Source organism: Planococcus sp. RAB007_Raresut, from assembly GCF_057369535.1.
This window is the reverse complement of record NZ_JBXYIF010000006.1, coordinates 240,066-251,728: the sequence shown is the minus strand read 5'-3', so window position 1 is coordinate 251,728 and position 11,663 is coordinate 240,066. Positions and strand designations below refer to the sequence as shown.

Sequence of the window (11,663 nt, the reverse complement as noted above, 5' to 3'; positions counted from 1 at the left end):
TATGTTCACCAATCTATCTGACTCGGAGCATAAGGAACTGCAAACACTTGTGAATCACCTATTGTCAGTGAACTTTATTGTAAAAGAAATTGATAAGATCGGTTATTATATGGCGAAACGGCACAAAGAAAAGCTTGAACAGTTTTTCGGGTTTCTGGGTTGGAAATTTGTCTTCGATGAGCGTCTGGAGGTTGTTTTGGTGAAATCTTCCAAAGGCCTGCATCAGCGCCGTCTCACTAGGGACGAAAGCGTCTGGCTGCTTATTTTACGGTTGATTTACCAGGAAAAACGGGAGGGTATTTCATTGGCCAGTTTTCCTGTGGTCACTTTGTATGAAATCAAAAGGAAATACGAAACATTTCGACTGCCGGAATTGCAAAAGACAAAATTACGTGACTTTGTCCGGTTATGTATCCACTTTCAATTACTGGAACCGCTTGACCCGGATTGGCATTTTGAGGATTGCCGATTCCGTTTATTTCACACCTGGGTTTATATGGTGGAAGCAGAATCTCTTGAGAAGGTAAGTTTAAAGATTGACCGCTATGTTACAGACGAAATGGAGGAATCTGCAGATGAAGTGGCTGAAGAAACTGAAGCTCGTTAACTGGCATTATTTCAAAGATGAAGAAATTCAATTTGGAAAACAGACCATGATTACCGGCAGTAATGCCGCCGGAAAATCCACCATCATTGATGCCCTCCAAGTACTGTTTATCGCAGATGGGAGAATGATCCGTTTTAATTCATCTGCCCATGATGACGCCAAGCGATCAATTCTCAGTTATTTGCGGGGGAAAATCGGTAGTGACGACAAACAATACCTTAGGGAAGAGGATTTCACCACTTATTTGATGGCAGAATTTTTTGATGAAGTTAAGAAAGAGTGCTTTGTTGTGTTAACTGTAGTTGATGTCTACAGAGACGATACAACGGATCAAGAATTTTTTATTGTCAATAAATGCAGAATTCAGGATCTTGAGTACATGCATGAAAATGGTAATTTGAAAAATCGCGATGAGTTCCATCGATACATCGACCGGCTTGAAAATCGAAATAGTTCAGAACGTACAAAGGAAGGATATCAGAAGGCTTTGCTGCATCGGATGGGCCAAGTGGATCAGCGCTTTTTCCCGACGTTTTCCAAGGCCTTGTTATTTAAACCTATCCAGGACGTGCGTGATTTCGTTTATGACTATATTCTGGACGAAAAAGAACTGCAATTGGATATTATGAAAGAGAATTTTGAAGTTCATCAGCAATATAAGAAGGAATTGGAGGATTTGGTAGTCCGGCAGGAAGCATTGGAAAAAATTAAAGGCCTTCATGAGCAATACATCAAATACGGAGAAACAGCAGAACAACAGGAATACGTCATCAGCCACCTGGAACATCTGTTGCAGAAAGAGGAATACGATGAAGCGCAGCAGAGCCTTCAAGCTCTTGCAGATAATTTAAAGAAGCAGAGGGAAGAGAACACTTTGAATGACTTTGCACTGGTAGAAGCTGATGCAGCAAGAAAAGAGGCATACCAGGCACTACATTCCAATGAAGCTAAAAAAAGACAGGAAGTACTGCTTGAAGCGATTACTGAAGATCAAAAGAATCTTAGTGAACAAAAAGCGGAATTGGTAAGTTTGATAAAGATATTAAAAGGTGAATCTAAAAAGGTTTGGAATTTAAGAAGTTTACAAGAAAACATACACTTGAACTGGGACGACTTAACTCTGCGTAAGATTGATGAAGGCTATAAAAATTTAATGGTTGGAGTCCAGTCCCTGGAATCAGGAGAGGTTCCTAAGATAAATCTGACAATAGTGGGGGAGGAATTAGCCAGTCTTTACAATCGCTTTGTCATTGCCGGCAGTGAAGCGTCGAATAAGATAATTGAGTTGAAGAACGAGAAAGACAGACTTGAAAAGGAAATCCGTGACCTGGAAAATAAAAAACGACCATATCCGGAATCTGTAAAGAAATTAAAAAGAGCATTGGAAGAGAAATTATCCGGAAAATCAGCTGTCTGGATTTTCTGTGAAGAAATGGAAGTGCAAAACGAAGAGTGGCGAAATGCAATTGAGGGATATCTTGCTACACAGAGATTCGATTTATTGGTGGAACCTGCATACTTTGAAGAAGCGCTTCAGATATATGAAAAGGAAAAATGGAAGCTTGGGCTAGAAGGAGCAGGTTTGGTTAACAGCGAAAAAGAACGCATGTTTCTAGGAACCATGAAACCAAATACACTGGCTGGAGAAGTTCACTCTGAAAATCCAGTAATTCAGGCACGAATCGAACATTTAATGGGACGGATAGTAAAAGCAATTTCCGAAAAGGAATTAAGCAAGCATCCGGCAGCGGTAACTCCTACTTGTATGCTTTATCAGAACCTTGTTGCGAGGCAGATGAAAGAGGAACGATATCGTATTCCTTATATTGGATTGAAAGCTATTCCTAAACAATTGGAATTGAAAAAACAGCAGCTTCAAGAAGTTGAAGAGTATTTAAGCGAGCATCAACAGTCTGAAAGCCTATTTGAACATTGGCAGGAATTACTTAAGGACTCACGCGCAGTTTACAAAGAAATGAATGAGAAATGTAGTCTGCCACAGTTTATTTCAGATATCGAGTCCCGTTTAAAGAATAACCAAATTGAATTAAGTCAGCTTGATAATGAAGGTATAAAGAAATTAGAGGGGAATTGTAATTTTTGGGAGCTTAGAATAAAAGAATTGGATGAAAAGAAAACAAATTATAACAGGAACATTGCTGTCCAGGAATCTCAACACGCAAATCTAGAAAAAGAACTTATACGTAAGGAAGCTCTCCTTGTGCAAGCTATTGCTAAGATAAACGAGTGGGCAGATTTAAATAGTTCTGTTATGAATATGGAGGCAGAGAGACGGTGGAGAGATGCTGAAAAACAGCAAAAGCCGACAGGGGAGAAAATAGAAAATTGGAAGAGAAGTCAAACTGGTAACCGTTCTCTAGCAAATGGAGAGTTTAGACAGCTGGAAAATCACAGGCATGATTTTAATATTAAGCATCATTTTAATGGACAGAGAGACTCGACAGATAATGAGGAGTATCAGTATCTTTTTGACCAGATCAATATAGATATCACTGACTATCAAGTCAAATTGGAAGAAGCATTGAGGCAGTCGGAAGAGGAGTTCGCTTCCCATTTCGTATACAAAATGAAGGAAGCGATCGAAACAGCAAAAAGGCAATTTTTCTTGTTGAATAAATCTCTGAAGCAGTTTCCGTTCAATGAAGAAAGTTACCAATTCGATATCAAGCCAAGTGATAAATACAAACGTTTTTATAATGTGATCATGAATCTTTCCACTATCGATAAATCCAGTTTATTTGATTTGACGGATGAAGAACAAAATCAGGCTCTCCATGAGCTATTCGAGATGCTTACGAAAGGTGAAGAAAATGAGCAGCAGGAATTTACGGACTACCGCCGTTATTTGGATTTCGATTTGATTATTTCTTCTCCTACTGGAAGTAAAATAAGATTTTCAACGGTTCTTAAGGAAAAGTCAGGCGGTGAAACGCAGACACCGTTTTATATAGCAATTCTTTCTTCGTTCAACCAATTGTACCAATCTTTAAAAACAATGCGTTTGGTCGTCTTTGATGAAGCTTTCAATAAAATGGATGAAGAACGAATTCAAACAAGTCTTCGGCTCATTAAGAATATGAACTTTCAATTGATTGCTGCGGTACCAGATGAAAAATTGGCCAGTATGGCGAAAGAAGTATCCACAATCGTAATCGTCAATCGTGTGGGCTATGAATGTTTTACAGATATGATCGAATACACTGAACAGGAGATAGGAGAGGGGTCAACTGAGCAAGGAGATGAGCAAATTATATCAGTCCAGCATTCTTTACTTGCTGCTGAAGAGGTATGAAAAAAGCAATGCATTTAAAAATAATTCTGCCGTAATACAGCGTGTGCAATTCGCTATGAAAACTTTAAAAGATCCACTTTCAAAAGATTATTCAGATGAAATGGATTACAGAAAAAAAGAGGCGATTCACGAGGCGGCAATGAAACTGCAGGAATTGAAAGTTATTGAAATCAAATGGCAAAAATTTATGGAAGGCAAGGAAATAGAAAAAATCTATCTGCAACCTGAAAGTATTGAAACTGCATATCACCATGCCGGTATTACCCCAAGAAAAAAGTTGCTCGAAAATGCCCGAGAGCAAATCCTGCCACTAGCATCACACCCATGGGATTGGGTCCAATCATTTTGGAAGTATTACGATGAAGCTTTGGAGAACTACCAGACAAAGGGAATGGCAGTTGAAGATCCAAAGGGTTTGGAAGATCTTGTTCAGACACTTTTGTTCTTACCTAGTGCTGCCGATGGAATCATGAAAAGAGTCTTAAGCCACCAGTTATTCAATGATACTAAGTATTTTGAACGGAATGTCCAAGGAAAACTCATTGCCGCATTAAAACGATTTACAGAATTGGAATTGGATACAGATAGAGAATTTTTAGACAGTGTAGGCATTGTAGAGAATCCTTCTATTACTCTATTGTCCGGCCCTTTGATTATCGAAAATAATGGTAATACAGTGGATTTTTCAAACTTCCATGTAGGTATAGGCATATTTTTCGAAACAATTCAGGGTATGACAATTAAGGAATTAACAGCTGACTCTATTTTATTGATTGAGAATCTGACCGCATATAATCTATACCTTCGGCAAAGACTGATGGAAAAAGTTCCTGATGTACTAAAAAATCCGGAAAAGGTTCTTGTAATCTACACAGGAGGATTTCCACATCATGCATTGCGTAAATTACTCATTAAACTTAGAGATTTTCAAATTCAGTCACCTAATTTATCGTATAACGTATTTCACTGGGGAGATATTGATTACGGAGGAATTATGATATTCGAACATATAAAAGAAACTTATTTTCCTGAAATTTCTCCAATATTAATGGATGTGGCTACTTATGAAAAGTATGTGAAAGAAGGTTTACCATTCTCGAAAGACTATAGGGTTAAACTGGCTTCTATAAGAAATAATAAAAAATATGAAATATGGGGGCCAGTTATACAGAAGTTGTTGGATAAAGGAAGAATATTGGAACAGGAAGGAATTGTTATTGAATAGAAAATAGGTTCTCAGGGAAGGAAACAATGATCGAGACTGTGATCCGTGCGCGGGATGTGAAGATCGAGCCGCTGAAACTGCCGTTGATGCGAAGGCTGAAGAAATGGTATAGAGGTAGGTAGTTAACTGCTTTTTTATAACTAAGATTAGGAGTAATTATCAATGGACAGTTATAAAGAGTACTTGGATTTATTATCAAAGAATTATGACGAAGCGATTGAGTTGTTACTTCAGAAATACGGTCCTGCACAAGATGATTATTTCAGAGAATTTTCATACCAGAGGTTTATGAATGGAGAAATAAAAAATATTACAAAAGGTAAATTTACAAGAACAAACGAAGGTCTATATTGCCACCATATAGATGAAATCAAATGGTTAAAAATTTCTGACCAAATTTTTGTGAAGGAATATAAGATCCCTTTTGAAAATCAAAGAAGAAACAGATTAGTATATTGTGACTTGGTCGAGCATACTATTTTGCATGTATTGATAACAAAAGAAACTTCCTTTGAGTATGGCTATCCAGGCTATGAAGTGTTTTTAAAAAGGCTTATAGAAGAATGGTACCTTGATGAAAGAGTTCCAAATCCTGAATGGATGAAGAAGTGTTACATAAAATCATTTCTAGAGCCGCAAAAAGCGTTTGATTTGGTAAAAGAAATGCAAAAAGTATTAGGTGAAAGTTATTTTAATGCCTTAGAGAATTATTATGGTGAAAAAAAGAAAAGAGAAGAACAGATACAACAGTGGCAAGAACAGCGAATGCAAAGACGTTTAGAAGATAGGTCACGTTGGATAGAGAATGCAAAACAATTACATCATAAGAGTTCTAGAGGTGAAATAGTTACAGCTAGCTATTTTATATGCATAGTATATAAAAACCTAATGGATTCTTTTACTAATTCCATCACATTCAAAGAATATGATAATAAGATGAAGAAATATACGAAAGAAAAAGTGTTGGAAGATCTCTTGGTGTATATAGAAAGTGGAATCGGATCTGATGGGAAAGAAACTAAGGATAAAGGCGCTGCCCAAGACCAGAGAAATTTATAAACGATTTTGACCATACACTTAATTTTATACAATATATATATAGCCCAGGAAATCTCAATATTTTAGTTATGGTATTTACTTTGTATTTATCCATATAAATTAATCGGGAATTGTGGTGTTCCATGGGGAGCGGAATTAAAGGGAACAGCTTTTTAGTAGAAGTAACTTTAGGGGTAATGAATCCATGAAATCTTTTTCAGTTAGAATCATAAGCACAATTATATCGGTTCCTGTTTTAATCATAATTAGTGGTATTCTGGATTCTTTTGTTTACCCGGAACTGCGCACAGGTAACGAAAATCTGGCTACCGCAAATCCTTATGCTATAATTTCTAATTTTATCCTAGCTTATATTTATGTTTGGCCAGTGTATTTATTTCTTGGCATCCCAGTTTCTTATTTAGTGGATTATCTCACGGGGAAAACAAAAATAAAAACTATTAAAAAGATTTATTGCTTCAAATTAGTATCGTATTTGTTTATCAGCCTATTGCTTATACTGTTATTGTATAACGTGGAATTTACAGCACGTTTTAATCTTATCGTTCTTCCGGTTCTAATAGGGTTTCATGTGCTTTATCTGCTTCGCAGGGAATTTAAGGAGAAATTAAATGAATGATAATTATAGGGCTTAATATAGAAGAAGGCTGGAGGTATGATCCCTAATAGGATCATTCCTTCAGCCTTCTTTACTATTGCTACCTTACTTAGCCCCAAAAGCCACACTCCTATAAAATCACCTCCCAGTGTCAAACCCAATTCAATTTATTTACTACAATTGCATGAAGAAGTTACCGTATCCGCAAAACATTAGCGGTAACGGCTACGGCTTTCGTGTATTTATTTGAGAACTTAAATTTACGTAATTGCGCGGGGCAAAGAGACACAGCATTAAGGATTTATATATTCGCAAGATTGACGCAGCATCACGCCATGCAGAGGATGCGCGACAATGACAGGCTGAATACATGACAACAGACGGCAGCTCCGGTTGTCGTCTTTTATTCAGCTTTTATTACAAGCGTTCAGTAAATGTCACATAAAAGTAATATTATTGTTTTATTTTTAGTATATCCGGGTACATTACTCTCGAAGGTGTTTCATGTTTTTAGTTTTGATATGAACGTGTGGCCTCATTTGATACTGGGTTTTAGGGTAAGGAACTCTAAGTTAGATTCAGTTACATATTTAAAAAAGGGAGGAAATACTATGACGAAATTTTCGTGGTCAAGACTGATGCTCTTGATGATGCTGATGTTTGTATTGGCTTTGGCAGCATGTGGCGGCAATGATGATGCTTCAAATGAAGAAGCACCTGCTGAAGAGGATGCAACAACAGAAGAAAGTGCTGAAGAGGAAGCTGGAACAGAAGAAAGTGCTGAAACAGAAGAAGGTACGGGAGAGGGCGCTGAAGAAGCCCCTGATGGCAGTGCAGAAACTGAACCAAAGGTTACTGAGTTTGAACCGGCATTTCCAGAACAAACAAGAGCACCTGCAGTAGAGACTGAAACAGAACTTAATGAGGAGATTATTGCTGAGGGTCTTGGCGTGACTTGGGGTATGGCAGAGTTTGAACCAAACCGCTTGCTTGTTACGCAAAGAGATACAGCAGAACTTCTTATTGTAAATGTTAATGAGTTCGCTGTTTCAGAACCAATCGAAGGTACACCAGAAGTAAATAACGCAGGTCAGGGTGGTTTACTTGATGTAGCCGTTGCACCTGATTTTGAAGATTCAAGAATGGTATTTTTGACGTATTCTGAAGATGCCGATGATGGTACTGTAACTGCTCTCGGTAAAGGTGTTTTATCAGAAGATGAAGCCTCACTGGAAAATTTTGAAACCATCTTCCAAGCGACACCAGCATATGATGGTGACTTGCACTATGGTGGACGTATCATCTTTGATGAAGAGGGCAACCTGTTCTTGACAACTGGTGAACGTTCAGATGATCCAATTCGCGAACGTGCGCAAGACTTGGATGCTTATTTAGGTAAAGTCATTCACATTACACAAGACGGAGAACCAGTAGAGTCGAATCCATTTGTCGAAGATGAAGACGCACTGGATGGGATTTACAGCTACGGTCACCGTAATATTCAAGGTATCGACTTCCACCCTGAAACAGGCGACTTATGGATTGTTGAATTCGGTCCACAAGCTGGGGATGAATTGAATATTGTTGAACCAGGCAATAACTATGGATGGCCGATTGTTTCTTATGGTATCGAATACTCTGGTGAATTGATCAATGATGGTATTTCAGAACATGAAGCGCAAGGGTTTATTGAACCAAGATATTATTGGGATCCAACAAGTGCGCCAAGTGGCAGTTCATTCTATGATAACGACGCAATCCCTGAATGGGAGAACAACTTGTTCATCGGCGGTTTAGCATCGAGCTATATTGCGCGTGTCGTTATTGAAGGTGACACCATCGTTGGAGAAGAACGTCTATTAACTGATGAAGGCGAGCGTTTCCGTGATATTCTCGTAACTGAGGAAGGCGCGCTTATTGCAAGCACTGATGGCGGTGTGATTTATAAGATTACTGCAGCAGGTGAATAATTTATTATTCGCTAAAAGCGCACAAGCTTATGTCACTGTCATTACCTTAAGGTAATTGACAATATTAAAGAAGCAGGCATTCATGGATTTCCATGAATGCCTGCTTCTTTTTTGCTGCCTGTGCTGAGTTTGAAATTCTATTTTAAAGAATCCCGTTTGTCCCCTTTCACGGCGGGTATACTTTATACGAAAGATAATTTGAGGAGGGATTTTTCTAATGAGCCAAACTTTTGACGCATTGAAGGAAAAAATCAGCAATGCTGACGCGGGAGAAGCGAAAGAAATCATCACACAAGTCAAGCAGGCATACGACGATGGACAGCTTGACGAAAGTGAAAAGAACGAATTGATGGATATGGCAAAATCCAAACTTGGCGGAGGGCTCGGCGGCTTATTCTAGGAGCCAGCAGCCTAATTGAAAATAAGCTTCGGCATCCTTATTGAGAGGTTGCTGAAGCTTATTTTTTTATGGTTCAGATTCTCTTCAGGGTGGTGGCCTCACTTCACTTCAAAAGCCACAATCCCATAAGTCTCCAAATACGCTTTCAACACACGCAGCCACTGCTTTTCAACCGCAAGCCCCACATGGCCATCCGGCCGGATCAGGTACAGCGCGTCTTGCTTGAATCCGGCATCTTTCATCTGCGCATTCCATGGAAACTCATGGAGCTCGAGCGACTGGGAGCGGGCAAAGTCGATGAGCTCAGGCTTCGCTTTGCCATATACATGAATTTGCCAGTCGACTGAGCGCAGCGGCGCGAAATTATCGCCTCTAGCGGTTTGGATCCACGGTAGGCGCATGCCGCCGTAAACTTTGCCGGCTTTGCCGTAGCTCAAAGGGCTGTCGCGGTAATTGATGTGAATTTGGGATAAGATTTTAAATGCGTTTTTTTGCGAGAACGGGAATTTGAATACCGCTGGCAGGCCGAAAGGTACGAAATATTGACGCAGCAGAGTGCCGCGCAGTTTTTGGCTGACGATCGTCGAGAATGCTTTGTCGGTCGTCGCGATCAGCCGGCGCGCAAAGCTGATGCGCTCTTTTTCGTAGGTGTTCAATATTCTGGGAGCGGCTTTCCCTTGAATCACCGCTGCGAGTTTCCACGCCAGATTGATGGCGTCGCCGATGCCGGTGTTCATGCCTTGTCCGCCGGCCGGACTGTGCAGGTGGCCGGCGTCGCCCAGGATGAAGATGCGGCCTTTGGCGAATTGCTCGCTGACGCGGTAATGGACGCGGTAGGTCGAAAACCAGTTGACCTTGGCCGCGGTGACACGGATTTTATTTTCAATATAATCGCTGATTTCATTGTACTGGAGATTGTTGCGTTCGTTGAACTTCTCGGGCACGATGCCAAGGATCCGCTTGGTTATGACGTTGCGGACGGACATATACAGCATGAAACCTTCATCGTCCATGTACATGTCCATCTTTTGCATATTTTCTGCCGGCTTCGCGGTTTCGATGTCGGCGACAAAGAACAATTGCTTGTATGTGCCGCCGGGAAATTCAAGTCCCAGTCCTTTCCGGACCATGCTGCCGGCTCCGTCGCATCCGCATAAATAGGTGAATTCCGCTGTTTCTGCCGGCTGGTCCTGCTGCTGGAGAACGGCGGTTACGCCTTCTCCTTTGTCTTCGAAAGAAATCAAAGAGGTGTTCCATTCGACCTCTACGCCGATTTTATTTAACTCGTCCACCAGAATCTCTTCGTGCTCGTCCTGCGGCAGACTCAGGATGAACGGAAACGGACTCATGCCTTTGCCGAAATCATGGAATTTCACCGTGGCTTTCACTTCGTTGCCATCACTGACATCCAGCGATAAAATCGGATGCCCCTGGATGATGTTGCGTTCGGCCAGGCCAAACTGGGCGTACTGCTCCAATATGCGCGCATGCACGGCAAGCGCACGGGAAGCAGTGCCGGTTCCTGCATTTTTATCGATGATCCGGAACGGCACGCCTTGACGCGCCAGCCCATAGGCAAGCGCCAGGCCGGTGGGGCCGGCTCCGACGATTAAGATTTGTGGGTTCATCATAGCGACCTCCTAATGAGTATCACGCCTGTTGAATAAGAAAAGTTCCTGTACAGCTACTATATCCTTAATCGGTGGGTTTCAAGCAAATGAGGCTGAAAAATTAAAATTAGCGCACTGTGTAAAAAATTATACACGATTCCATTGATAATCCATGCATTGCCACAATACCGTCGTGTGTGCGGTTTTTCAGTTTATTCCTTCGTATAAAGGAAGTGAAAATTAAAGTTATTTTTAAATACAGAAGAAAAAGGGGACCGTTTATCAGTGATTTACGATAAAATTGGTCAAAAGACTAATATTTGGATAATCACTAGTCGGCTGATATTACTGGAGATTGGGAGGATGAGGGTAAGCTGAATCCTCATGCAATGATGGAGTTCTATGCTCACTTTTTACAACAAGAACGTAAGGTGGTGCGTTAGATAAAATACCGTTATTTTTAATTAATCGAGGGCTGAGGGAGTTTTTAGATGATAAAGGTTTGTTTTGCTATTAATACTATTTTAGTCTTTATTCCTTTTCATCCGATTGTAGTTTTGGTTTTTTATATGAGTGGCTCGATGGAAACATCTAATCAGTATTATATCGATAATTTGCTTTGGCTAATTCCTATCACATTACTGTCAGCATCCATACCGAACATATTAATTGCTGCATATTTTATGCTTGTGAAAAAACAGCAATTAATATGGCGCGACTTTTTAATTGCAGAAGGATATGTAATTTTCATTCAAGGGTTATTACACGTTGCAGTATTGTTATTTGGCATGTATGGACCCAACATCTAGTAGCGGGAAATTCTTTTATTCCTTGGTGGAATCCTAATTTTGAGTCATGATCCAGTATTTCACACCGACATT

General features: G+C 40.0%; 9 protein-coding genes. 8 read left to right on the top strand and 1 reads right to left on the bottom strand.

Going from position 1 to position 11,663, the window contains the following annotated elements; genetic code table 11:
• Position 1: 1 nt before the first annotated feature.
• The 7 genes from AC2Q9J_RS14035 (at position 2) to AC2Q9J_RS14005 (ending at position 9,172) form a co-directional block, all read left to right on the top strand.
• Entirely contained in the window at positions 2 to 607 is a 606-nt protein-coding gene (locus AC2Q9J_RS14035; protein ID WP_499040882.1) for a DUF4194 domain-containing protein, read from the top strand.
• A complete protein-coding gene (locus AC2Q9J_RS14030) occupies positions 576 to 3,920 on the top strand; it encodes an ATP-binding protein (RefSeq protein WP_499040880.1) in 3,345 nt (1,114 codons plus the stop codon). The genes AC2Q9J_RS14035 and AC2Q9J_RS14030 overlap by 32 nt, the downstream gene beginning before the upstream one ends.
• Positions 3,868 to 5,145 (top strand): Wadjet anti-phage system protein JetD domain-containing protein, encoded by a 1,278-nt coding sequence (locus AC2Q9J_RS14025; protein WP_499040878.1) that lies wholly within the window; start codon positions 3,868 to 3,870, stop codon positions 5,143 to 5,145. The genes AC2Q9J_RS14030 and AC2Q9J_RS14025 overlap by 53 nt, the downstream gene beginning before the upstream one ends.
• Positions 5,146 to 5,307: 162 nt before the next feature.
• Positions 5,308 to 6,204, top strand: coding sequence for an SAV1803-related protein (locus AC2Q9J_RS14020; RefSeq protein WP_499040876.1), 897 nt, complete (start codon positions 5,308 to 5,310; stop codon positions 6,202 to 6,204).
• Positions 6,205 to 6,388: 184 nt separating this feature from the next.
• On the top strand, positions 6,389 to 6,823 hold the full coding sequence (locus tag AC2Q9J_RS14015) for a hypothetical protein (protein WP_499040874.1): 435 nt from the start codon (positions 6,389 to 6,391) through the stop codon (positions 6,821 to 6,823).
• Between the two features lie 590 nt (positions 6,824 to 7,413).
• The gene (locus AC2Q9J_RS14010) at positions 7,414 to 8,772 is read left to right on the top strand and encodes a PQQ-dependent sugar dehydrogenase (protein ID WP_499040872.1); all 1,359 of its coding nucleotides are present in this window, start codon (positions 7,414 to 7,416) and stop codon (positions 8,770 to 8,772) included.
• Positions 8,773 to 8,989: 217 nt separating this feature from the next.
• Entirely contained in the window at positions 8,990 to 9,172 is a 183-nt protein-coding gene (locus tag AC2Q9J_RS14005) for a hypothetical protein (RefSeq protein ID WP_101803582.1), read from the top strand.
• A 98-nt stretch (positions 9,173 to 9,270) separates the two neighbouring features.
• Here the strand turns inward: AC2Q9J_RS14005 and AC2Q9J_RS14000 are convergent, their stop codons facing one another.
• On the bottom strand, positions 9,271 to 10,800 hold the full coding sequence (locus AC2Q9J_RS14000) for an FAD-dependent monooxygenase (RefSeq protein WP_499040871.1): 1,530 nt from the start codon (positions 10,798 to 10,800) through the stop codon (positions 9,271 to 9,273).
• 473 nt (positions 10,801 to 11,273) lie between these two features.
• Between AC2Q9J_RS14000 and AC2Q9J_RS13995 the strand changes: the two genes are divergently transcribed.
• A complete protein-coding gene (locus tag AC2Q9J_RS13995; RefSeq protein WP_499040869.1) occupies positions 11,274 to 11,591 on the top strand; it encodes a hypothetical protein in 318 nt (105 codons plus the stop codon).
• The last annotated feature ends 72 nt before the right edge of the window (positions 11,592 to 11,663 follow it).